The organism is Enterobacter sp. FB (assembly GCF_000805795.1).
Classification (GTDB): domain Bacteria; phylum Pseudomonadota; class Gammaproteobacteria; order Enterobacterales; family Enterobacteriaceae; genus Enterobacter; species Enterobacter roggenkampii.
On sequence record NZ_JSZC01000013.1, the window covers coordinates 342575 to 364856 of the forward strand.

20 protein-coding genes are annotated in these 22282 nt (G+C 62.9%); 12 read left to right on the forward strand and 8 right to left on the reverse strand.

What is annotated here, in order from left to right; all coding sequences use genetic code 11:
- The first annotated feature begins 9 nt into the window (after positions 1-9).
- Together PI91_RS08470 and entF are read left to right on the forward strand one after the other, a co-directional pair.
- Positions 10-222 (forward strand): MbtH family NRPS accessory protein, encoded by a 213-nt coding sequence (locus PI91_RS08470; RefSeq protein WP_021242619.1) that lies wholly within the window; start codon positions 10-12, stop codon positions 220-222.
- On the forward strand, positions 219-4076 hold the full coding sequence (gene entF / locus PI91_RS08475) for an enterobactin non-ribosomal peptide synthetase EntF (RefSeq protein ID WP_039265923.1): 3858 nt from the start codon (positions 219-221) through the stop codon (positions 4074-4076). The genes PI91_RS08470 and entF overlap by 4 nt, the downstream gene beginning before the upstream one ends.
- 87 nt (positions 4077-4163) lie before the next feature.
- On the opposite strand, the gene fepC is transcribed toward entF, so the two are convergent.
- The 3 genes from fepC to fepD are packed head-to-tail and all read right to left on the reverse strand — an operon-like array spanning position 4164 to position 6948.
- Positions 4164-4958, reverse strand: a complete 795-nt coding sequence (fepC, locus tag PI91_RS08480) for an iron-enterobactin ABC transporter ATP-binding protein (RefSeq protein ID WP_039265925.1) — start codon at positions 4956-4958, stop codon at positions 4164-4166.
- Complete coding sequence (fepG, locus tag PI91_RS08485; protein ID WP_032656144.1) at positions 4955-5947, reverse strand: iron-enterobactin ABC transporter permease; 993 nt, start codon at positions 5945-5947, stop codon at positions 4955-4957. The genes fepC and fepG overlap by 4 nt, the downstream gene beginning before the upstream one ends.
- Positions 5944-6948 carry a Fe(3+)-siderophore ABC transporter permease gene (fepD, locus tag PI91_RS08490; RefSeq protein WP_039265927.1) on the reverse strand — a complete coding sequence of 335 codons (1005 nt, stop codon included), beginning with the start codon at positions 6946-6948 and terminating at the stop codon, positions 5944-5946. Before fepD ends, fepG begins: the two co-directional genes overlap by 4 nt.
- Before the next feature lie 108 nt (positions 6949-7056).
- Here fepD and entS point away from each other — a divergent pair, with 108 nt between their 5' ends.
- Positions 7057-8292, forward strand: a complete 1236-nt coding sequence (gene entS / locus PI91_RS08495) for an enterobactin transporter EntS (protein WP_039265929.1) — start codon at positions 7057-7059, stop codon at positions 8290-8292.
- 83 nt (positions 8293-8375) lie between these two features.
- Here the strand turns inward: entS and fepB are convergent, their stop codons facing one another.
- Positions 8376-9335, reverse strand: a complete 960-nt coding sequence (gene fepB / locus PI91_RS08500; protein ID WP_039265930.1) for a Fe2+-enterobactin ABC transporter substrate-binding protein — start codon at positions 9333-9335, stop codon at positions 8376-8378.
- A 188-nt stretch (positions 9336-9523) separates the two neighbouring features.
- On the opposite strand from fepB, the gene entC reads away from it, so the two are divergent.
- The 7 genes from entC (at position 9524) to PI91_RS08535 (ending at position 16863) form a co-directional block, all read left to right on the forward strand.
- On the forward strand, positions 9524-10699 hold the full coding sequence (entC, locus tag PI91_RS08505) for an isochorismate synthase EntC (protein WP_039265931.1): 1176 nt from the start codon (positions 9524-9526) through the stop codon (positions 10697-10699).
- 9 nt (positions 10700-10708) lie between these two features.
- The gene (gene entE, locus PI91_RS08510; RefSeq protein WP_039265932.1) at positions 10709-12319 is read left to right on the forward strand and encodes a (2,3-dihydroxybenzoyl)adenylate synthase EntE; all 1611 of its coding nucleotides are present in this window, start codon (positions 10709-10711) and stop codon (positions 12317-12319) included.
- Positions 12320-12329: 10 nt separating this feature from the next.
- The gene (locus PI91_RS08515; protein ID WP_039265934.1) at positions 12330-13184 is read left to right on the forward strand and encodes an isochorismatase; all 855 of its coding nucleotides are present in this window, start codon (positions 12330-12332) and stop codon (positions 13182-13184) included.
- The gene (entA, locus tag PI91_RS08520; protein ID WP_039265935.1) at positions 13184-13936 is read left to right on the forward strand and encodes a 2,3-dihydro-2,3-dihydroxybenzoate dehydrogenase EntA; all 753 of its coding nucleotides are present in this window, start codon (positions 13184-13186) and stop codon (positions 13934-13936) included. The genes PI91_RS08515 and entA overlap by 1 nt, the downstream gene beginning before the upstream one ends.
- Complete coding sequence (gene entH / locus PI91_RS08525; RefSeq protein WP_008500995.1) at positions 13937-14350, forward strand: proofreading thioesterase EntH; 414 nt, start codon at positions 13937-13939, stop codon at positions 14348-14350.
- Positions 14351-14499: 149 nt separating this feature from the next.
- On the forward strand, positions 14500-16605 hold the full coding sequence (gene cstA, locus PI91_RS08530; RefSeq protein WP_039265936.1) for a pyruvate/proton symporter CstA: 2106 nt from the start codon (positions 14500-14502) through the stop codon (positions 16603-16605).
- Between the two features lie 60 nt (positions 16606-16665).
- Positions 16666-16863: a YbdD/YjiX family protein gene (locus PI91_RS08535; protein ID WP_006809671.1), complete on the forward strand. Its 198-nt coding sequence runs from the start codon at positions 16666-16668 to the stop codon at positions 16861-16863.
- On the opposite strand, the gene PI91_RS08540 is transcribed toward PI91_RS08535, so the two are convergent.
- The 4 genes from PI91_RS08540 to PI91_RS08555 form a co-directional block, all read right to left on the reverse strand.
- On the reverse strand, positions 16860-17264 hold the full coding sequence (locus tag PI91_RS08540; RefSeq protein ID WP_008500997.1) for a helix-turn-helix domain-containing protein: 405 nt from the start codon (positions 17262-17264) through the stop codon (positions 16860-16862). The two genes, PI91_RS08535 and PI91_RS08540, sit on opposite strands and share 4 nt — an antisense overlap.
- The gene (locus PI91_RS08545; RefSeq protein WP_039265937.1) at positions 17245-17541 is read right to left on the reverse strand and encodes a type II toxin-antitoxin system RelE/ParE family toxin; all 297 of its coding nucleotides are present in this window, start codon (positions 17539-17541) and stop codon (positions 17245-17247) included. The genes PI91_RS08540 and PI91_RS08545 overlap by 20 nt, the downstream gene beginning before the upstream one ends.
- 183 nt (positions 17542-17724) lie before the next feature.
- Positions 17725-18468 (reverse strand): SDR family NAD(P)-dependent oxidoreductase, encoded by a 744-nt coding sequence (locus tag PI91_RS08550; RefSeq protein WP_039265938.1) that lies wholly within the window; start codon positions 18466-18468, stop codon positions 17725-17727.
- A gap of 57 nt (positions 18469-18525) precedes the next feature.
- Positions 18526-19614 carry an oxidoreductase gene (locus tag PI91_RS08555; protein WP_039265940.1) on the reverse strand — a complete coding sequence of 363 codons (1089 nt, stop codon included), beginning with the start codon at positions 19612-19614 and terminating at the stop codon, positions 18526-18528.
- 159 nt (positions 19615-19773) lie between these two features.
- On the opposite strand from PI91_RS08555, the gene PI91_RS08560 reads away from it, so the two are divergent.
- Both PI91_RS08560 and PI91_RS08565 read left to right on the forward strand, forming a co-directional pair.
- Positions 19774-21276: a sugar ABC transporter ATP-binding protein gene (locus PI91_RS08560; RefSeq protein ID WP_039265941.1), complete on the forward strand. Its 1503-nt coding sequence runs from the start codon at positions 19774-19776 to the stop codon at positions 21274-21276.
- Positions 21273-22268, forward strand: coding sequence for an ABC transporter permease (locus tag PI91_RS08565; protein WP_021242603.1), 996 nt, complete (start codon positions 21273-21275; stop codon positions 22266-22268). Before PI91_RS08560 ends, PI91_RS08565 begins: the two co-directional genes overlap by 4 nt.
- The last annotated feature ends 14 nt before the right edge of the window (positions 22269-22282 follow it).

The following is a 22282-nucleotide window of genomic DNA, read 5'->3' on the forward strand; positions in this document are numbered from 1 at the left end:
GGAGTCTGTATGGAATTCAGCAATCCTTTCGATAATCCGCAGGGACAGTTCGCCATTTTGCAAAACGACCAGGGGCAGTACAGCCTGTGGCCACAGCAGTGCGAACTGCCGGCAGGGTGGGGCGTGGTGTGCGAAGCACAGTCTCAGGAGGCGTGCCAGCAGTGGCTGGCGGAACGCTGGCAGACGCTTGAGCCGTCTTATTTCGCGGGGGAGAACGCATGAACCGTCTTCCTCTCGTCGCCGCCCAGCCGGGTATCTGGATGGCGGAACAGCTGTCCACGCTGCCAAACGCCTGGAGCGTGGCGCACTACACCGAGCTGAAAGGCGATATCGATGCGCCGCTGCTGGCAAAAGCCGTTGCCGCGGGCATGATGCAGGCCGATACCCTGCGCATGCGCTTTGTGGAAGACAACGGTGAGGTGTGGCAGTGGGTGGATGACACCTTCATTCTGCCGGAACCGTCCATCGTTCGCGTTGATTCCCACGCCGCCGCCGTGGCGCTGATGGACGCCGATCTTAACCAGAACCTGCGCGTCGACAGCGGTCAGCTGCTGGCGTTTCACCAGCTGATTCAGGTGGGGGAAAGCCACTGGTACTGGTATCAGCGCTATCACCATCTGGTGGTGGATGGCTTCAGCTTCCCGGCCATAACCCGCCAGATCGCCGCGATTTATGCCGCGTGGAAAAAGGGCGAACCCACGCCGGAATCCCCGTTTACGCCATTCGCAGAGGTGGTGGACGAGTATCAGCGCTATCGCGACAGCGAGGCGTACCGGCGCGACGGCGCCTTCTGGGCCGGGCAGCGCAAAGAGCTGCCTTCTCCGGTCTCGCTCTCCTCCGCGCCGCTGCCGGGCCGCGCCGCCACGACCGACATTCTGCGTCTGAAAATTACCGCCGACGGCCGCGCCTTCAGCCAGCTTGCACAGGCGGCAGGGCAGGTACAGCGCACCGACCTGGCGCTTGCGCTGGTGGCGCTGTGGCTGGGGCGCCTCACCGGACGGCTGGACTACGCCGCCGGGTTTATCTTTATGCGCCGGATGGGATCCGCGGCGCTCACCGCGACCGGGCCGGTGCTTAACGTCCTGCCGCTGGCGGTCAATATCGATCCCCAGGAGAGCCTGCCCTCGCTGGCGCTGCGCCTGGCGAACCAGCTGAAAAAAATGCGCCGCCATCAGCGCTACGACGCCGAGCAGATCGTGCGCGACAGCGGGAAAGCGGCGGGCGATGAAGCGCTGTTTGGCCCGGTGCTGAACGTTAAAGTGTTCGACTACCAGCTGGATATCGACGGCGTGGAGGCCATCACCCACACGCTGGCGACCGGCCCGGTGAACGATCTGGAGCTGGCGCTGTTCCCGGACGAGCAGGGCGGGCTGAGCATGGAGATCCTCGCCAATAAGCAGCGTTACGACGAGGCGACGCTGACGCGACATGTTGCGCGCCTGAACGCGATGCTGGTGCAGTTTGCGGCCAACCCGGACCTGCGCTGCGGCGAGGTGGAAACCGTTTCAGAGCAGGAATACGCAAAGCTCGCGCGCATCAACGATACCGGGCTGGCGCTGCCGTCCACCACGCTCGCGGATCTGGTGGCGGAACAGGCGAGCAAAACGCCGGATGCCACGGCGCTGGTGGATGCGCACGTTGAACTCAGCTATCGTCAGATGCGCGAGCAAGTCGTCGCGCTGGCAAACCTGCTGCGCGCGCGCGGCGTGAAGCCGGGCGACAGCGTGGCGGTGGCCCTGCCGCGCTCGGTATTCCTGACGTTAGCGCTGCACGGCATTGTGGAGGCGGGCGCCGCGTGGCTGCCGCTCGACACCGGCTACCCGGACGATCGCCTGCGGATGATGCTCGAGGACGCGAAGCCGTCCCTGCTCATTACCACCGACGAACAGCTTCCGCGCTTTAGCGATCTGTCCGTCGAGACGTTTAGTTACAACACACTTTTACCGGCCACCGATGCTGAACCGCTGCGTCTGGCAAAGCCGGAGCAGACGGCGTACATCATCTTTACCTCCGGCTCGACAGGGCGTCCAAAAGGGGTCATGGTCGGCCATACTGCCATCGTTAACCGCCTGAAGTGGATGCAGGACCATTATCCGCTGACGGCGTTTGACGTGGTGGCGCAGAAAACGCCGTGCAGCTTTGACGTGTCGGTGTGGGAGTTCTGGTGGCCGTTTATCGCCGGGGCGAAGCTGGTGATGGCGGAGCCGGACGCGCACCGCGATCCGCAGGCGATGCAGAGCTTCTTCGCGCACTACGGCGTGACGACAACCCACTTCGTGCCATCGATGCTGGCGGCGTTTGTCGCCTCGCTGACGCCGGAAAACGTCGACTGCTGCAGAACGCTTAAGCAGGTGTTCTGCAGCGGCGAAGCGCTGCCGACGGCGCTGTGCCGTGAGTGGGAAGCGTTGACCCATGTGCCGCTGCATAACCTCTATGGTCCAACCGAAGCGGCGGTGGACGTCAGCTGGTATCCGGCGTTTGGGCCCGAGCTGGCGGCGGTGGAAGGCAACAGCGTGCCGATCGGCTTCCCGGTGTGGAACACGGGGCTGCGCATTCTGGATGCGATGATGCGCCCGGTACCGTTCGGCGTGGCGGGGGATCTCTACCTCACTGGCATTCAGCTGGCGCAGGGGTATCTGGGACGCCCCGATCTCACCGCCAGCCGCTTTATTGCCGACCCGTTCGCGCCGGGCGAGCGCATGTACCGCACCGGGGACGTTGCCCGCTGGCTGGACAACGGCGCGGTGGAATATCTGGGCCGCAGCGATGACCAGCTCAAAATCCGCGGCCAGCGCATCGAGCTGGGTGAAATCGACCGGGCGATGCTGTCGCTGCCGGACGTGGCCCAGGCCGTGGCGCACGCCTGCGTGTTCAACCAGGCGGCGGCGACGGGCGGCGATGCGCGCCAGCTGGTGGGGTACGTGGTTTCTGAATCCGGCTTACCGCTGGACCGCGACGCGCTGCTGGAATCGCTCAAAACCCAGCTGCCACCGCATATGGTGCCGGTGGTGCTGCTGCAAATCAGCGCGCTGCCGCTCAGCGCGAACGGCAAGCTGGATCGCAAGGCGCTGCCGCTGCCGGAACTGAACGGTAAAACCTCCGGTCGCGCGCCGGAAAGCGAAACTGAAATCGCCGTGGCGCAGGCGTTTGCCGCGCTGCTGGGCTGTGAGATCAGCGACATTGAGGCGGATTTCTTTGCCCTCGGCGGCCACTCGCTGCTGGCGATGCGTCTGGCGGCGCAACTCAGCCGCGCGTTCAACCGCAAGGTCACGCCGGGGCAAATTATGGTCGCCTCGACGGTGAGTAAGCTTAGCGCGCTGCTGGACTCGCAAATGAGCGACGAGCAGGCGCAGCGTCTGGGATATGAAACCCTTCTGCCGCTGCGTGAGGGCGACGGCCCGACGCTGTTCTGCTTCCATCCGGCGTCCGGCTTTGCCTGGCAGTTTAGCGTCCTGGCGCGCTACCTCAGCCCGCGCTGGTCAATCGTCGGCATTCAGTCGCCGCGTCCGGACGGCCCGATGCAGCAGTGCGCGGATCTCGATGGGGTCATCGACCATCACCTGAACACGTTGCGTAAGCAGCAGCCGCAGGGGCCGTATTACCTGTTCGGCTATTCCCTCGGCGGCACGCTGGCGCAGGGCATTGCGGCCCGCCTGCGCGAGCAGGGTGAAGCGGTGGCGTTCCTCGGCCTGCTGGATACCTGGCCGCCGGAAACCCAGAACTGGGCGGAAAAAGAGGCCAACGGCCTCGACCCGGCGGTGCTGGCGGAGATCGAGCGCGAGCGGCAGGCGTTTATCGCCGCCCAGCAGGGGCAGGGCTCCAGCGAGCTGTTTAACGCTATCGAAGGCAACTACGCCGATGCGGTGCGGCTGCTCACCACGGCGCACAGTTCACGCTTTGACGGTAAAGCAACGCTGTTTGTTGCCGAACGCACGCGCATGATGGATCCGCAGGCCGCCTGGGCACCGTGGGTGGGGGAACTGGAGGTGTACAGCCAGGATTGCGCCCACGTGGATATCATTTCACCGCAGGCGTTTGAGAAAATTGGGCCAGTGTTGAGGGAGATTTTGGGGTAACGTCAAAAGCGCCGGGTGGCGGCTACGCCTTACCCGGCCTACGGGAGCCGAGTGTAGGCCGGGTAAGGCGTAGCCGCCACCCGGCAATTACCGCCGACCTAACGGCACCACCAGCGGCGTTCCCGCCACCGGATCGTCAATAATCATGCAGCGCATACCGTAGATCCGCGCGATCAGCTCCGGCGTGACAATCTCTTTCGGCGTACCCTGCGCCACAATCTCCCCGTCGCGCAAGGCAATCAGGTGCGTGGCGTAGCGGCACGCCTGGTTTAAATCGTGCAGCACCGCCGCCAGGGTGTAGCCCTGCGTGCGGTTCAGCTCGCTCAGCAGCTCCAGCAGGTCAATCTGATGGCTGATGTCGAGCCAGGTTGTCGGCTCGTCCAGCAGCATGATCGACGTTTCCTGTGCCAGCACCATCGCAATCCACGCCCGCTGACGCTGGCCGCCGGAAAGGGTGTCCACGCTCTGCTGGGCGAGATCGGTGATGCCCGTTGCCTGCATCGCGCGGTTCACCGCCTCGTCGTCCTCTTTACGCCAGCGGGCAAACAGCGGCTGGTGCGGGTAGCGCCCGCGCGAGACCAGCTCCTGCACCGTGATGTCCCCCGGCGTGGTGGCGTTTTGCGCCAGCAGCCCGATGCGCCTGGCCACCTCTTTGCTGGCGAAGCGCTGGATCTGCTCCCCGTCCAGGAAGACACTGCCCTCCACCGGCGTCATCAGGCGGCTCAGCGTGCGCAGCAGGGTCGATTTTCCGCAGCCGTTCGGGCCGATAATCGCCGTGAAGTGGCCGTCCGGAATGACGACGGATAAATCGCGGGCAACGATTTTTTTGCCGTAGCCGAGGGTGAGATGTTCGCCGCGCAAGCGGGTGGTTGTGTCTGTCATTTCTTGCGTGACTCCTGAACGAGCAAGACGATAAGGTAAATCCCGCCGAGGCTGACGGTCACTACGCCCACCGGCAGTTGATAAGGCATAAACAGCCGCTGGGCGCAGAGATCGGCGGCCAGCAGTAACAGCGCGCCGCACAGCGCCGCCTGAGTTAATCCCCAGCGCGCCGTCCCGCTTAGACGTCGTGCGATATGCGGCGCGACAAGGGCGATAAACGAGATCGGCCCGGCGATGGCGGTGGAGGCGGCGGTCAGCAGTACCGCCACCAGCATCAGCATCAGGCGCGAGCGTTCGACGCTCACGCCCAGCGCGCAGGCGCTGTCGTCGCCCATCTCCAGCAGCCGCATGCGTCGCACCAGCAGCAGCGCGCCGATAAACATCAGCACAATCAGCGGCGCGGCGGGCCAGGTTTTGCCCCACGTCAGGCCGTTGAGAGAACCTGCGTACCACAGCCCGGCGGAAAGCGCCGTTTCCAGCGAGGCCTGCAGCAGCAGCCAGGTGTTAAAGGCCATCAGCATCGCACGGATGCCGATACCGATAATGATCAGCCGGAAGGTGTCGATACCGTTGCGCCAGGCCAGCAGCCAGATAACCAGCGACGTCAGAATGCCGCCCGCCATCGCCGTGAAGGTAATGGCCGTCAGGTGCTGGCCGAACAGCACCATCGCCACCAGCACGCCGCTCCAGGCCCCGGTATTGAGGCCCATCACGTCAGGGCTGCCGAGCGGGTTGCGCATCAGCGACTGGAATATCGCACCGCTGACGCCGAGCGCCGCGCCGACCAGGATTGCCATCGCCACGCGCGGCAGTCGCCATTCAGTGACCACCATGGTGATGTTACGCGGCGCGCTGCCGGTGAGAGCGTGAAATACCTGCGCGAAATCAAGCGTTACGGCACCGCTTTGCAGGCTCCAGACCGCCAGCAGCAGACTGGCGACGACCAGCAGGGAGACGCTGGTGACTAAACGACGGGACGGGGCCCTCATGCGCCACCTCCGCGTTTACGGCGCACCAGGAAAATCAGCACCGGTGCGCCGATAAAGGCGCTGACCACCGAGACGCGCAGTTCACCCGGCACCAGCAGGCGGCCCAGCACGTCGGCAAACAGCAGCAGGGCAGGCGTCGCCAGCAGCGTGACCGGCAGAGACCAGCGGTGATCCGCCCCTACCAGCCAGCGCGCCATGTGCGGCATCATCAGGCCGATAAAGGCGATTGGCCCGACCACGGCGGTCGCGCTGCCGCACAGGACGGTGATGGTAAGCAGGCCAATCAGCTGCGTGCGCGCGACGCGGTTGCCGAGCGCGGTGGCGGTGTCGCTGCCGAGGCTCAGGCTGTTCAGTGCCCGGCTTAAACACAGCGCCACGGCGGCGGCGATAATAACCGGGAACGCCACCACTTTCAGGGTTTCAAGGGTGCGGATATCCAGCGAGCCGGCCTGCCAGAAGCGCAGCTGGTCGTAAACGTCCGGGTTGAGCAGGGCGATGCCGTTAGATAAGCCTTCCAGCACCGCGGCGAGCGCCACGCCCGCCAGCGTCAGGCGTACCGGGCTCAGCTGTCCGCCGCCCTGGCTGCCGGTAAACGCGACCACCAGCGAGGCGGCCAGCGCGCCGCAGAAGGCCATTACCAGCTGCTCAGACGGAGAGGTGAAGCCGAACAGCGCCGCGCCGAGTACGATGGCAAAGCTGGCGCCGGCGTTCACGCCGAGAATGCCGGGGTCCGCCAGCGGGTTGCGGGTGAGGGTTTGCATCAGGGCACCGGCAAGGCCGAGCGCGCCGCCGGCCAGCAGTCCAGCAAGGGTGCGGGGCAGGCGGGCGTCGAGCACGATAGTGCAGTCGGCGCTCTGACAGGTGCCGGAGAACGCATCGACAATAACGGACGCAGGCAGCGGCCTGGCGCCGACCAGCAGGCTGAGTGCAATCGCCAGGCTCAATAGCAGCAATAAAACGGGCACGGCAACGGCGCGCACCGAAGAAGAGGAAAACGACATAGCAACATCCATGATTTGATAATGATAGTGATTATCGTTATCTATCTTATTTGGCTATGTTAGCATGTGCGCCCATGGAATGGGTAGAATTACACTCAAGGCTTTGTCATGAATCAAAAATCCTGGCTGCTCAACCTCAGCCTGCTTAAAACGCACCCGGCGTATCGCGCCGTGTTTATCGCCCGCTTTATCTCCATTTTATCCCTCGGCCTGCTCGGCGTGGCCGTACCGGTCCAGATCCAGACGATGACCCACTCCAGCTGGCTGGTGGGGTTATCGGTGACGTTAACCGGCGGGGCGATGTTTATCGGCCTGATGGTCGGCGGCGTGCTGGCGGACCGCTACGAGCGTAAAAAGCTGATCCTGCTGGCACGCGGCACCTGCGGCGTGGGCTTTATCGGGCTGTGTCTGAACGCCATGCTGCCGGAGCCGTCGCTGATGGCCATATATGCCCTCGGGCTGTGGGACGGCTTTTTTGCCTCCTTAGGCGTGACGGCGCTGCTGGCGGCGACGCCCGCGCTGGTCGGGCGAGAAAATCTGATGCAGGCGGGGGCGATCACCATGCTCACCGTGCGCCTCGGCTCGGTGATTTCGCCGATGGTCGGCGGCCTGCTGCTGGCAACCGGCAACGTGGCGTGGAACTACGGCCTGGCCGCGGCGGGGACCTTTATCACCACGCTGACGCTGCTGCGCCTGCCGCTGCTGCCTCCTCCGCCGCAGCCGCGCGAGCATCCGCTGAAATCGCTGATGGCCGCTATTCGTTTCCTGTTCAGCAACCCGCTGATTGGCGGGATTGCGCTTCTCGGCGGCCTGCTGACGATGGCGAGCGCCGTGCGCGTGCTGTACCCGGCGCTGGCGGGCGAGTGGCAGATGAGCGCCTCGGAAATAGGCATTCTCTACGCCGCCATTCCGCTCGGCGCGGCGTGCGGGGCGCTGACCAGCGGCAACCTGGCACAGAGCGCGCGGCCGGGGTTGATTATGCTGCTTGCCACGCTGGCCTCGTTTATCGCCATTGGCTTCTTCAGCCTGATGCCGGTCTGGGCGCTGGGGGTGATGTGTCTGGTGATCTTCGGCTGGCTGAGCGCCATCAGCTCGCTGCTGCAGTACACCCTGATCCAGACCCAGACGCCGGAAGGAATGCTCGGGCGCATTAACGGCCTGTGGACCGCGCAGAACGTCACGGGCGATGCCATTGGCGCGGCGATCCTCGGCGGGCTGGGGGCAATAATGACCCCGGCGGCGTCGGCGAGCAGCAGCGGGTTTGTGTTAGCAATGGTTGGTGTGATCTTATTGGTGGCGCTGGTGGAATTGCGCCGTTTCAGGCAGGAGAGTGCCCCTGTGTGATTTGCCGGGTGGCGGCTGCGCCTTACCCGGCCTACATTTTGCACCCGTAGGCCCGGTAAGCAAAGCGCCACCGGGCGCAGGCATTACCCGAAAATTGCCTCTAAACGCTGCAACACCAACATCGCGCTGTAATAATCCAGGCGGAACGTCTCGGTTCCCAACGCCCATACGCGCTTGTTTTTTACCGACGGCAGGTGCGCCAGCAGCGGGTTAGCGTAAATCGCCGCCACGTCTTTCTCGTCACCGGCAAACACAAACAGCCCTTCGCCGTTCAGCCCCGTCGCCAGGTTTTCACCGCCCAGCTGGATAATGTCGTGGCGCTTGCCCTGGCTTGTTGAGGTCTGCAACCCGGCAGGCAGGTCCGCCAGCGTAAAGCCCAGCTGGTGCAGCAGCTTGCCCTGCGCCGATTCGGCGGTCCACAGGTTGGCGGAATGCGCGGCGGCGGTGTAGACGATGGCGTTCACCGGCTGCGGCGGCAGCGTCATCTGCTGTTTCACCTGCGCGAGCTGTTTATCAAACGCGGCAATGCGCTCTGCGGCCTGCTTTTCGTGTCCGGTTATCTCGCCCAGCTGGGTCAGCAGCGCCTGCCAGCTCTTGTCGTCGTAGTTAATGATAAGCGTCGGCGCAATGGCGGAAAGCTGATCGTACAGCGCCAGCGCGGAATCCCCGCCGGTGGCGCTGATCAAAATCAGGTCCGGCATTTGCGCGGCCACCGCTTCAGCGCTCGGCTCGCCGATATACAGCCGGGCAACCTTGCGCTGCTTCGCCATATCGCCCCACTGGCGCAGGAAACCCTGTCCATCCGCCACGCGGTTGTTCGGCGTGGTCGCGCCGCTGGCGACGACCGGTGCGTCAATGGCCAGCAGGGAGCCGGTTAAGGTCACGCTGGTGGAGACAATGCGCGTCGGTTTGCTCTCAAGCGTGTGAACGCCGCGGCTGTCGGTCACCTGACGGGGCCAGTCGGCGGCAGCAGCTGAGGTAAGTCCTAAAACAAAAAGTGATAATAAAAGCAGGGGATTACGGAAAACGGCAGGGAATTTCACAGCGCGGGATCCTGTTTTTGTTGGAGATAATGCTTCTCATTTTCATATTTGCCGCAACGGGATGCAAGCTTTTGTCGCACAAGTTATTTGCCCGACGGTTGACAGCGAAGCGATGTGGGATTAGGTTAGCCGACGAAAATATAAATGATAATCATTATTGCTTCTTTTATCATTTTGAGGAGGATGATATGGATACGTCCCTGGCTGAGGAAGTTCAGCACGCCGCAACCACGCTGGAATCAGACCGTTTTTTCTTTATGTCGCCTTACCGCAGCTTTACCACGTCCGGCTGCTTTTCCCGCTTCAGTGAACCCGCCGTCGGCGGTGACGATCCGGCGGGTCGCTTCCAGCAAAAATTAGCCCAGGCCTTCCGCACGGCAAAAGCCAGCGGTATTGCTCACCCGGTGATGGTGGGGGCGATCCCGTTCGACACCCGCAAGCCCTCGTCGCTGTTTATTCCGCAACGCTGGGAGACCTTTTCCCGTCCCGCACGTCAGCAGTCCGCACGTTATTTTTCCGGCGCGCAGGCCCTGAAGGTGGCACAACGCACCGAGATCCCGCCGCAGCCCGTCTTCGAAGAGATGGTCGCTCGCGCCGCGTCGCTGACCGCCACGCCGCAGGTGAACAAGGTGGTCCTGTCGCGCCTGATTGATATCGCGACCGACAAACGCCTGGACAGCGGCGCTCTGATGGAGCGCCTGATCGCCCAGAACCCGGCGAGCTTCAACTTCCACGTGCCGCTGGAAGACGGCGGGGTGCTGCTGGGCGCCAGCCCGGAGCTGCTGCTGCGCAAAGAGGGAGCGCACTTTAGCTCGCTGCCGCTGGCGGGCTCCGCGCGCCGTCAGCCTGACGACGTGCTGGATCGCGAGGCGGGCAACAAGCTGCTGGCCTCCGAAAAGGACCGCCACGAGCACGACCTGGTCACCCAGGCGATGAAGGCCATTCTGGCACCGCGCAGCCACCATCTCAGCATGCCTGATTCTCCTCAACTGATTACCACGCCGACGCTGTGGCATCTGGCAACGCCGGTAGAAGGCGAGGCGCGTGAAAACGAGAACGCCCTGACGCTGGCCTGCCTGCTGCACCCGACCCCGGCGCTGAGCGGCTTCCCGCATCAGGTGGCGAAAGAGCTGATTGCCGAGCTGGAGCCGTTCGACCGCGAGCTGTTCGGCGGCATCGTTGGCTGGTGCGACAGCGAAGGCAACGGCGAGTGGGTGGTGACCATCCGCTGCGCGCGTCTTCGCGAAAATACCGTTCGCCTGTTTGCCGGTGCGGGCATTGTGCCTGCCTCCTCCCCGGTGGGCGAGTGGCGCGAGACGGGCGTGAAGCTCTCCACCATGCTCAACGTGTTTGGTTTGCACTAAGGAAGACTCATGACCATTCCCTTTACCCGCTGGCCTGAGGATTTTGCCCGCCGCTACCGTGAAAAAGGCTACTGGCAGGATCTGCCGTTGACCCACATCCTGACGGATCGGGCGGACAGCGATGCGGTGGCGATTATCGATGGCGATCGCCACATTACCTACCGCGCGCTGAATCAGGCCGTAAGCAACCTGGCCTCAGCCCTTCAGGCGCGAGGATTGCAGCGCGGCGAGACGGCGCTGGTGCAGCTTGGCAACGTGGCCGAGTTCTACATGACCTTCTTCGCGCTGCTGCAAATCGGCGTCGCGCCGGTGAACGCGCTCTTTAGCCATCAGCGTAGCGAACTCAACGCCTACGCGGCGCAGATCAACCCCGCCGTGCTGATCGCCGATCGCGACCACGCGCTGTTTGCGGGCGATGACTTCCTCAACGCTTTCGTGGGTGAACACCGTTCGGTACGCGTCGTCCTGCTTCGCGGTGACGGGGGCGAGCATGCGCTGGAGGCGGCGATTACCCGCCCGGCGGACAATTTTATTGCCAACCCGACGCCCGCCGACGAGGTGGCGTTTTTCCAGCTCTCCGGCGGCAGCACCGGCACGCCGAAGCTGATCCCGCGCACGCACAACGACTATGACTACAGCATTCGTCGCAGCAACGAGATCTGCGGCATTACCGCCGAAACGCGTTACCTGAACGCGCTCCCTGCGGCGCACAACTACGCCATGAGCTCGCCGGGGTCGTTAGGCGTCTTTACCGCGGGCGGCTGCGTGGTGCTGGCGAACGATCCGAGCGCCACGCTCTGCTTCCCGCTGATTGAACAGCATCAGATTAACGTCACCTCGCTGGTGCCGCCTGCCGTCAGCCTCTGGCTGCAGGCGATTGCCGACGGGGCGGACAGCGCGCAGCTAAAATCACTGAAGCTGCTGCAGGTGGGCGGCGCGCGCCTTTCCGCCACGCTCGCGGCGCGTATTCCGGCGGAAATTGGCTGCCAGCTGCAGCAGGTGTTCGGCATGGCGGAAGGGCTGGTGAACTACACCGCGCTCGACGACGCCTCGGAACGCATCATCAACACCCAGGGCCGCCCGATGTGCCCGGACGACGAAGTGTGGGTGGCGGACGAGCACGGCAACCCGCTGCCGCGTGGGGAGGTCGGACGCCTGATGACGCGCGGCCCGTACACCTTCCGCGGCTATTTCAACAGCCCGGAACACAACGCCAGCGCCTTCGACGCCGACGGCTTTTACTGCTCCGGGGATCTGATCGCCATTGACGAGCAGGGCTACATCACCGTGCAGGGGCGCGAGAAAGATCAGATCAACCGCGGCGGCGAGAAGATCGCCGCCGAGGAGATCGAGAACCTGCTGCTGCGCCATGGGTCGGTGATCCACGCCGCGCTGGTGAGCATGGAGGACAGCCTGCTGGGCGAGAAGAGCTGCGCGTATCTGGTGGTGAAACAGCCCCTGCGCGCGGTGGAGGTGCGCCGCTTCCTGCGCGAGCAGGGCGTTGCCGAATTTAAGCTGCCGGACCGCGTGGAGAGCGTGGATGCGCTTCCGCTGACGCCGGTCGGCAAAGTCGATAAGAAACAGTTGCGCCTGTGGCTTGCTGAACGCGCCCGGGGCTGAGGAACAGAGTATGGCCATTCCAAAATTAACCGCTTACGCGCTGCCGACCGCCGCAGAGCTGCCGACCAGCAAGGTGAACTGGGCGTTTGAGCCGGAGCGCGCCGCGATGCTGATCCACGATATGCAGGAGTACTTCCTGAACTTCTGGGGCGAAAATAGCGCGATGATGCAGCAGGTAGTCGCGAACATCGCTAAACTGCGCGCGTACTGCAAAGAACACAATATCCCGGTGTACTACACCGCGCAGCCGAAAGAGCAGAGCGATGAAGACCGCGCCCTGCTGAACGACATGTGGGGGCCGGGCCTCACCCGCTCGCCGGAGCAGCAGCGCATCGTCGCCGAGCTGGCGCCGGACGAAGCGGACACGGTGCTGGTGAAGTGGCGCTACAGCGCGTTTCACCGCTCGCCGCTGGAGCAGATGCTGAAAGAGACCGGCCGCAACCAGCTGCTGATTACCGGCGTTTACGCCCACATCGGCTGCATGACCACCGCCACCGACGCCTTTATGCGCGACATCAAGCCGTTCTTTATTGCCGATGCGCTGGCGGACTTCACCCGCGACGAGCACCTGATGTCGCTGAAATACGTGGCCGGACGTTCGGGCCGCGTGGTGATGACCGACGAGCTGCTGCCGTCCGTTCCGGCAACGAAAGCCGCGCTGCGCGCGCTGATCCTGCCGCTGCTGGACGAGTCCGACGAGCCGATGGATGACGAAAACCTGATCGACTACGGCCTGGATTCAGTACGGATGATGGCGCTCGCCGCCCGCTGGCGCAAAGTGCACGGCGATATCGACTTCGTGATGCTGGCCAAAAATCCGACCCTCGACGCCTGGTGGGCGCTGCTCTCCCGCGAGGTGAAGTGATGGTGTTTGATTTCACCGGCAAAACCGTCTGGGTGACGGGCGCGGGGAAGGGGATTGGCTACGCGACCGCACTGGCGTTTGCCGAAGCCGGCGCGCAGGTGACCGGGTTCGATCTGGCCTTCCCGCAGGATGATTATCCGTTTGCCACCGAAACGCTGGACGTGGCGGATGCCGGGCAGGTGCATGAGGTGTGCGGGCGCGTGCTGACTTCGCTCGACCGCCTGGACGTGCTGGTCAACGCGGCAGGCATCCTGCGCATGGGGGCGACGGACCAACTCTCGCAGGAAGACTGGCAGGATACCTTTGCGGTCAACGTCGGCGGCGCGTTCAACCTGTTCCAGCTGACGATGGGCCAGTTCCGCCGTCAGCAGGGCGGGGCGATTGTTACCGTGGCGTCCGACGCGGCGCACGCGCCGCGCATTGGCATGAGCGCCTACGGTGCGTCGAAAGCGGCGCTGAAAAGCCTGGCCCTGACCGTCGGGCTGGAGCTGGCGAGCTGCGGCGTGCGCTGTAACCTGGTGTCGCCGGGCTCAACGGACACCGACATGCAGCGCACCCTGTGGACCAGCGACGACGCGGAACAGCAGCGTATTCGCGGCTTTGGCGAGCAGTTCAAGCTCGGCATTCCGCTGGGCAAAATCGCCCGCCCGCAGGAGATAGCTGCGACCGTGCTGTTCCTTGCCTCCGATGCCGCCAGCCACATCACCCTGCAGGATATCGTGGTGGACGGCGGCTCCACGCTGGGGGCGTAAATGATCTGGAAACGTCATTTATCGCTTGAGGAGCTGAACGCCACCAGCGTGAATACCCTGGTGGCGAACCTGGGCATCGTCTATACCCGCCTCGGGGACGACGCGCTGGAAGCGGAGATGCCGGTGGATGCGCGTACCCATCAGCCGTTTGGCCTGCTGCACGGCGGGGCCTCGGCGGCGCTGGCGGAAACGCTCGGCTCAATGGCCGGATTTCTGATGACCCGCGACGGGCAGAGCGTGGTGGGCACGGAGCTGAACGCCACGCATCATCGGGCCGTTTCCCACGGCAAGGTTCGCGGCGTGTGTCAGCCGCTGCATCTTGGGCGTTCGAGCCAGAGCTGGGAGATTGGGGTCTTCGACGAGCAGGGGCGGCGGTGCTGCACCTGCCGGTTAAGCACGATGGTGCTGGGCTAACTCAGGCAGATCAAAGTGATCGGCTTAACACTGTGGTGTAAATCTCTGGTTTGACCACGCATTATTGCGTTTCAAAGTTGTTAAATTTTTCCGGTTGTTCTAGAAACAAAATGTAACATCTCACTGTTTCACGACAACGGACAACAACTATGAACAACTCAGGGAAATACCTTACATGGGCAGGGCTCTCCGTTGTGGGAGCTTTTGCCCTGGGCTATATCGCCCTCAACCGGGGAGAGCAGATCAACGCGCTCTGGATCGTCGTTGCCTCGGTCTGCGTTTACCTGATCGCCTATCGTTTTTATGGCCGCTATATCGCCAGGAACGTCCTGGGCGTTGATGCAACGCGCATGACGCCTGCCGTCCGCCATAACGACGGTCTGGACTATGTGCCGACCGACAAGAAAGTGCTGTTCGGTCACCATTTTGCGGCGATTGCCGGGGCAGGCCCGCTGGTGGGGCCGGTGCTGGCGGCGCAGATGGGTTACCTGCCGGGTATGATCTGGATCCTCGCCGGGGTGGTGCTGGCGGGGGCGGTGCAGGACTTTATGGTGCTGTTCGTCTCTACCCGCCGCGACGGACGTTCGCTGGGTGAGCTGGTGAAAGAGGAGATGGGGGCCACTGCCGGGGTGATTGCGCTGGTGGCGACCTTTATGATCATGGTGATCATCCTCGCGGTGCTGGCGATGATCGTGGTGAAAGCGCTGACCCACAGCCCATGGGGAACCTATACCGTTGCCTTTACCATTCCGCTGGCGCTGTTCATGGGGATCTACATCCGCTACCTGCGTCCGGGCCGCATTGGTGAAGTGTCGGTGATTGGCCTGGTATTCCTCGTGTTCGCCATTATCTCCGGCGGCTGGGTGGCGGAAAGCCCGACCTGGGCGCCGTTCTTCGACTTTACCGGCGTACAACTGACCTGGATGCTGGTGGGCTACGGCTTTGTGGCGGCGGTGCTGCCGGTGTGGCTGCTGCTGGCTCCGCGTGACTATCTCTCAACGTTCCTGAAAATCGGCACCATTGTCGGGCTGGCAATCGGTATTCTGATTATGCGCCCAACGCTGACCATGCCGGCGTTAACCAAATTTATCGACGGTACCGGCCCGGTCTGGACCGGCAATCTGTTCCCGTTCCTGTTTATTACCATCGCCTGCGGTGCGGTGTCGGGCTTCCACGCGCTGATCGCCTCCGGGACGACGCCGAAGATGCTCGCGAATGAAAATCAGGCCTGCCTGATTGGCTACGGCGGCATGCTGATGGAGTCTTTCGTCGCCATCATGGCGCTGGTATCCGCCTGTATTATCGACCCGGGCGTGTATTTCGCGATGAACAGCCCGATGGCGGTCCTGGCTCCGGCGGGCACCGTTGACGTGGTGGCTTCCGCCGCGCAGGTGGTGAGCGGCTGGGGCTTTGCGATTACGCCTGAAACGTTGACGAGCATCGCCAGCGAAGTGGGCGAGCAGTCGATTATCTCCCGCGCGGGCGGGGCGCCGACGCTGGCGGTTGGCATGGCGTATATTCTTCACGGCGCGCTGGGCGGGCTGATGGACGTCTCGTTCTGGTATCACTTCGCCATTCTGTTTGAAGCGCTGTTTATCCTGACGGCGGTGGATGCGGGAACCCGTGCGGCGCGCTTTATGCTGCAGGATCTGCTGGGCGTCATCTCCCCGAACCTGAAGCGGACCGATTCGCTCCCGGCTAACCTGCTGGCGACGGCGCTGTGCGTGCTGGCGTGGGGCTATTTCCTGCATCAGGGCGTGGTCGATCCGCTGGGCGGGATTAACACCCTGTGGCCGCTGTTCGGTATCGCCAACCAGATGCTGGCGGGCATGGCGCTGATGCTCTGCGCGGTGGTGCTGTTCAAGATGAAGCGCCAGCGTTACGCGTGGGTGGCGCTGGTGCCGACCGCGTGGCTGCTGATTTGTACCCTGACGGCGGGCTGGCAGAAGGCCTTCAGCCCGGATAACAAGGTGGGCTTCCTGGCGATTGCCAACAAGTTCCAGGCGATGATCGACAGCGGCAAGATCCCGGCACAGTACACCGAATCGCAGCTGTCGCAGCTGGTGTTTAACAACCGTCTGGACGCCGGGCTGACCATCTTCTTTATGGTGGTGGTCGTGGTGCTGGCGTTGTATTCTCTCAGGACCGCGCTGGCGGCGTTGAAAGTCGACGCGCCAACGGCGAAAGAGACGCCGTATGAGCCAATGCCTGAAAACCTGGAAGAGATTGTTACCCAGGCCAAAGGGGCGCATTAACCCGTGTGCCGGGTGGCGGCTTCGCCTTACCCGGCCTACATTCGCTGTGAGATCAGAACTATGTTCGACACCCTTTCCAAAGCCGGTAAGTACCTGGGCCAGGCCGCCAAAATGATGATTGGCGTGCCGGACTACGACAACTACGTCGAGCATATGCGCGTCAACCATCCGGACCAGACGCCCATGACCTACGAAGAATTTTTCCGCGACCGCCAGGACGCCCGCTACGGCGGCAAGGGCGGGGCGAAGTGCTGTTAACCCTCTTTCGGGAGATAGAGGCTGATCTGCTCCTGCTTACAGCCGTAGATCGCCGCCAGCTTTTCGCGGGTGCGCTTTTGCGGACGGGAGTCCAGCGCTTCCAGCTGTGACACGGCGGACTGGCTGATGCCGAGTTTCTCCGCCACCTCCTGCTGGGATAGCCCGCGCAGGATACGCCACGCGGCCTGCAGGCTGACGTTCTGCCAGGTCATGATGCTGCACACGTCTCCGGGCAACTCCACGTCATCCAGACTATCGTGTTCGACCTCAATATCCTCCAGATCGTCATCGGTTTCGTCGTCGATCTCTGCCATCTGTGAGCACATGCGGAAGTATTCGTGATAAGGAATAACCACATACTGCGTTTTACCGTTATCGTCCTTAATTAGCTGAACAGCCATAGGGGGCTTTCTCCTCATGCAGGTAAGTCGTTGAAGTTCTGCGCTTGACGGCTAAAACATAACAATGGTTATCGGGATCGTCCCGAAGCGTATAGATGATGCGGTAATCGCCAACGCGTAGCCGGAAATGATTTTCTGTCGCCGATATTTTTTTGATATCGGGCCGGGGTGTCGAGCGGTCATCCAGTTCGGCAAGCTTTAGCTCAATGCGGAGTTGATACCGCTCGTCAATTCTGGAAAAAGCCTTTTTTGCACCATTAGACCAGACAATCTTCATCCGTACCTCCACTGTACGCCCACACAAATTATAAGGAAATAATAAGACTATTAGATAAATTCCGAATTTCTTATGAGGTACTGTAGAGCGGACATAAAACGGAAGTAAGCGGTAAAAAGCGAAACATCGAGGCGGCTCGACAAGGCCTCTGCCGGGCGACAGAGGCTTGCAGAAAAGGTGCGATCAGGCGTTCAACCCGCCGTCGACATCCAGCCCTGTGCCGGAGATCTGCCCGGCGACCGGGCTGGCGAGGAAGGTGACCGCCGCCGCGATGTCTTCCGGCTGGCCGTAGTGGCCGAGCGCGATCATCTGGCGCTGGGCTTCCGCCTGTTCGCCGTCTTCCGGGTTCATATCGCTGTTGGTCGGTCCGGGATGCACCAGGTTAACGGTTATGCCGCGCGGGCCCAGATCGCGCGCCAGGCCGCGGGTGAGGGAGTTAAGGGCAGACTTGGTCATCGAGTAAACGGCAATGCCCGGCATCGCCACGCGGTTCGCCAGACAGCTGCCGATGTTGATGATGCGCCCGCCGTCGGACATGTGCACCAGCGCTTCCTGAATGGCGATCACCACGCCGCGAATGTTGACGTTGATCAGCGCGTCGATGTCCGCCAGGGTCATGGACTCCAGCGGGCCGCCGCGCGCGATACCCGCGTTGTTGACCAGAATGTCCAGCCCGCCAAGGGAACGCGCCGCATGGGTGACGGCATCCTGAATCGCCTGCGCGCTGGCGCTGTCGGCCTGAATCGCTTCGCCGTGCCGCCCAAGCGCCTTGATTTCATCGGCGACCGCCTGGGCTTTATCGGCGGATTTTTCATACGTAATAACCACATCGGCACCGGCGCGTGCCAGCGACAGCGCGATAGCCCGACCCAATCCACGGCTGGCGCCGGTAACCAGCGCCTTTTTACCTGTTAAATCGATCTGCATGATGACCTCGTGACGAGAGTGGTGAGAATCATCATTAGGTATAGCCTGTCGGCGCGATTAACGGCTGAAGGATTCCACCTTCTCAAACGCGGCGCGCAGAACGTCGGGCGTTAACGTCACCGGCAGAGAGTGAATTGACTCCACCGGACGCAGGGTGTGAGCTATCACCTTATCCAGCTCGTCGCGGTTGTGAATATCGACGTCCAGCGCGCGAAGCGTGGTCGGGAGGTTAAAGCGCCGGTACGCCGCCACCAGCTGCGCCAGCACGTCGTCCTGGCCGAGCAGGGCGCTCTGGACCAGAATGCCGTAGGCCACCTTGGTGCCGTGCAGGTATTTTTCCGTCTGCGGCAGCACGGTTAAGCCGTTGTGCACCGCATGCGCCGCCGCCACGCGGGTATAGCGCTCGCCCAGACCGCCGACCATCCCGCCGCCGGCGATAATCGCGTCCACCACGTCCCGGAACGCCTGCGTCTGTTCGCCGCGCTGCTGGTCGGCCAGCGCTTCCTCACTGTGTTCCAGCAGCACGTCGCGGATCGCCAGCGCGCCGTTAAGGCCAAGCCGCACGGTCAGCGGCAGGTTCTCCGGCTCAGGTGCCAACACCACCGCTTCGTACCACTTCGCCAGCGTATCGCCGATACCCGCCAGCAGGTATTCGGCCGGGGCGTTGAGAATGATCTGCGGCTCCACCAGCACCAGGAAGTTGGCGTCATCGAAGATCTCAAACTGCAGCGCCTGACCGGCATCGTTGTACCAGACGGAGAGTGGCGTCCACGCCGCGCAGGTGGCGGCAATGGTGGGGATGCCCACGAACGGCACCCCCAGACGACGCGCTACGGCCTTGACGGCATCCTGTACCGCACCGCCGCCGACGCCAATCACCACGCTGGCGTCACTGCCGGATTCGTCCACCAGATGGGTGACGTCGCGCTCGCTGCAGTGGCCTTTAAAAAGCAGGTGTTTCGCTCCCGGCGCGTGAAAGCTCTCCGGCAGGAACGGGCGCGCGCCGTCGATAGCGCGCTCGCCGTAAATCCACACCGCGCGGGAAAGCTGCTCCGGGGTAAAGAAGTCATTCAGACGCGCAAGGCTTCCGGGATGGGAGAAGTAGTTCGCCGGGCCAGGCACGACGCGGATATCGGTGTTGCTCATGGTGTTGTCCTTTTTTAGCAAGCGCTAACCCGATGTTATGTCTGGACATCCGGATGGCTAATAATATTTCGCTTTAACTTATGCCTTTTCCGTCGTTGTCAGTCAACCGGAGCTGTGAAAAATTCGATAAATCAGAAGAGTAATGAAGGATTTACGCGGATGGTTTCCAGTCGCCTTGAAATGCGCGGTATCAGCCTGGCCTTTTCCGGCTTTCAGGCGCTGTCGCGCGTGAATTTCACCTTAACCGGCGGATCGGTACATGCGCTGACCGGCGCCAACGGCGCGGGGAAATCGACGCTGATGGCGGTGCTGTGCGGGACGCACGACCACTATGAAGGCGAAATCTCCATCAATAACCAGCCGGTAAGCATCCGCGAGCCGCTGGACGCCAAACGGCTGGGCATCCACCTCGTGCAGCAGGAGGTGGACGTGGCGCTGATCCCGGGATTAAGCATCGCCGAGAACATCATGCTCGACCAGCTGGCGCAGCCGGGGCATCGCTTCAGCTGGCGCGCCGTCCGCCAGCAGGCGAGACAGGCGCTGGCGCAGCTGGATGTTTCTCTGGACGTTCGCCGCTCTATCGACAGCTGCACGCTTGCCGAAAAGCAGCAGATTTTGCTGGCGCGTGCGCTGTCACACCACTGCCGTTTTCTCATTCTTGATGAGCCCACCGCGCCGCTGGACGCGCACGAGAGCGAGCGCCTGTTTGCGGTGGTGAGACGGTTAAAGCAGCAGGGCATCGGCGTGGTGTTTATCTCACACCGCATTCACGAGCTGAAGGCCATCTGCGACACCCTGACGGTGCTCCGCGACGGCAAGCTGATTGAGTCCGGCCCGATGGCCGATCTGAGCGGCGAAGCGATCGTCGAGAAGATGCTCGGCCACGTGCTGAGCGATATCTACCCGCCCGCGCGGCCGCCGCACGGCGACGAAACGCTGCTGCGGGTAGAAGGGCTGCACGACGACGCGCTGCTGAAAGATATCTCTCTGCACCTGCGCAAGGGCGAAATTCTCGGCATTGCGGGGCTGGCGGGCGCGGGCAAAACCGAACTCTGTAAGGCGCTGTTTGGCGCCAGCAAAAGCCGCGTGGCGCGCGGTGAGCTGAATCAACAGCCCTGGCAGCCGCGCGACCCGGCGGACTCGGTGCTGCGCGGGCTGGCGCTGGTGCCGGAAGAGCGGCGCAAAGAGGGCATTTTTATCGACGAGTCGGTGAGCATGAATCTTGCCGTGTGCGCCGATAACAGCTTTTCGCGCTGGAGCCTTTTCGGCCATCGTCAGGCGTGGCGCTGGGCGGAGGAGGTGATCGCCCGCGTCGGCGTGCGCGCCCGCGGTCCCGGGCAGGTTTTGCGACGTCTCTCCGGCGGCAATCAGCAGAAGATCGCCATCGGCAAATGGCTGCGCAATGACGCGAGCGTGCTGATCTTCGACGAGCCGACTAAAGGCGTGGACGTGAAGGCTAAAACCGATCTGTTCCAGCTGATTGACGGCCTGGCGCGCGAGGGCAAAGGGGTGATTTACGCCTCGGGCGAATTTGCCGAACTGGTCGGGCTGTGCGACCGCATCTGCGTGCTGTGGGACGGGCGCATCGTGGCGGAAATCGCCGGGGCCGAGGCCCGTGAAGAGACACTACTTTATTATTCAACCGGAGGAACGGCGTCGTGAGCAAGGCCCTTTCAGTAAACGCGACGGCGTCTGGCCGTCAGCAGATTTTCGATTTTCTCTACAAGTGGGGCATGCTGTTAACCGTCGTCGCGCTGGTGGCCGTCTTTGGCCTGGCGTCGGACAGCTTCCTCGATCCGAACAACATCATCAATATTCTGCGCTCGATTGCCATCGTGACGGTGATTGCCATCGGCGTGTCGATCTCGCTGACCATCGGCGGGTTCGATCTCTCCGTGGGGTCTACCGCGTCGCTGGCGAACGCGCTGGTGATTTCGCTTTTCGTCTGGCACGGCTTCGGCACCACCGAGTCGATTCTGATTACCCTCGCGCTCTGCACGCTGGTGGGGCTGTTTAACGCCTTTCTGATCGTCATCCTGCGCATTCCGGACATGCTCGCGACGCTGGCCAGCCTGTTTGTGATCCAGGGCGTGGCGATGACCTACAGCTACGGCGGGTCGATTACCGAGAACATGGTGCTGCCCAGCGGCGACATGGCGGAAGGCACCATCCCTGCGACGTTCAGCCTGCTGGGACAGGTGCCGACTATCGTGATCGTCATGCTGGTGGTGACGGTTCTGGCGCAGCTGGGGCTGTCGCTCACCACTCACGGTCGTCGGATGTACGCCATTGGCGGTAACCCGGAAGCGGCGCGCCTCTCGGGGATTCGCACCACCCGCTACAAGGTGGCGGCCTACGTGATTGCCTCCCTGCTGGCGGGCCTGGGCGGGATTTTGCTGGCCTCGCGCATTGGCTCGTCGCAGGTGAACGCGGGCGGCGGTTATCTGATGGATGCGGTGGCGGCGGCGTGGATCGGCTTCTCGCTGGCCGGGTCCGGCAAGCCGAATGCGCTGGGGACCCTGGTCGGGGCGGTGATTCTCGGCGTGCTGTCGAACGGGCTGGTGATGCTCTCCGTGCCGTATTACGCCATGGACATTATAAAAGGGCTGGTGCTCGCGGTAGCGCTGGCGATTACCTACATACAAAAACGCTGACAACACAACGGGAT

Bases quoted from the DNA above. Each gene is read 5' to 3' on its own strand.
- PI91_RS08470 (WP_021242619.1), top strand. From the start codon at position 10: ATGGAATTCAGCAATCCTTTCGATAATCCGCAGGGACAGTTCGCCATT.
- entF (WP_039265923.1), top strand. From the start codon at position 219: ATGAACCGTCTTCCTCTCGTCGCCGCCCAGCCGGGTATCTGGATGGCG.
- fepC (WP_039265925.1), bottom strand. From the start codon at position 4,958: ATGACAGACACAACCACCCGCTTGCGCGGCGAACATCTCACCCTCGGC.
- fepG (WP_032656144.1), bottom strand. From the start codon at position 5,947: ATGAGGGCCCCGTCCCGTCGTTTAGTCACCAGCGTCTCCCTGCTGGTC.
- fepD (WP_039265927.1), bottom strand. From the start codon at position 6,948: ATGTCGTTTTCCTCTTCTTCGGTGCGCGCCGTTGCCGTGCCCGTTTTA.
- entS (WP_039265929.1), top strand. From the start codon at position 7,057: ATGAATCAAAAATCCTGGCTGCTCAACCTCAGCCTGCTTAAAACGCAC.
- entC (WP_039265931.1), top strand. From the start codon at position 9,524: ATGGATACGTCCCTGGCTGAGGAAGTTCAGCACGCCGCAACCACGCTG.
- entE (WP_039265932.1), top strand. From the start codon at position 10,709: ATGACCATTCCCTTTACCCGCTGGCCTGAGGATTTTGCCCGCCGCTAC.
- PI91_RS08515 (WP_039265934.1), top strand. From the start codon at position 12,330: ATGGCCATTCCAAAATTAACCGCTTACGCGCTGCCGACCGCCGCAGAG.
- entA (WP_039265935.1), top strand. From the start codon at position 13,184: ATGGTGTTTGATTTCACCGGCAAAACCGTCTGGGTGACGGGCGCGGGG.
- entH (WP_008500995.1), top strand. From the start codon at position 13,937: ATGATCTGGAAACGTCATTTATCGCTTGAGGAGCTGAACGCCACCAGC.
- cstA (WP_039265936.1), top strand. From the start codon at position 14,500: ATGAACAACTCAGGGAAATACCTTACATGGGCAGGGCTCTCCGTTGTG.
- PI91_RS08535 (WP_006809671.1), top strand. From the start codon at position 16,666: ATGTTCGACACCCTTTCCAAAGCCGGTAAGTACCTGGGCCAGGCCGCC.
- PI91_RS08540 (WP_008500997.1), bottom strand. From the start codon at position 17,264: ATGGCTGTTCAGCTAATTAAGGACGATAACGGTAAAACGCAGTATGTG.
- PI91_RS08545 (WP_039265937.1), bottom strand. From the start codon at position 17,541: ATGAAGATTGTCTGGTCTAATGGTGCAAAAAAGGCTTTTTCCAGAATT.
- PI91_RS08550 (WP_039265938.1), bottom strand. From the start codon at position 18,468: ATGCAGATCGATTTAACAGGTAAAAAGGCGCTGGTTACCGGCGCCAGC.
- PI91_RS08555 (WP_039265940.1), bottom strand. From the start codon at position 19,614: ATGAGCAACACCGATATCCGCGTCGTGCCTGGCCCGGCGAACTACTTC.
- PI91_RS08560 (WP_039265941.1), top strand. From the start codon at position 19,774: ATGGTTTCCAGTCGCCTTGAAATGCGCGGTATCAGCCTGGCCTTTTCC.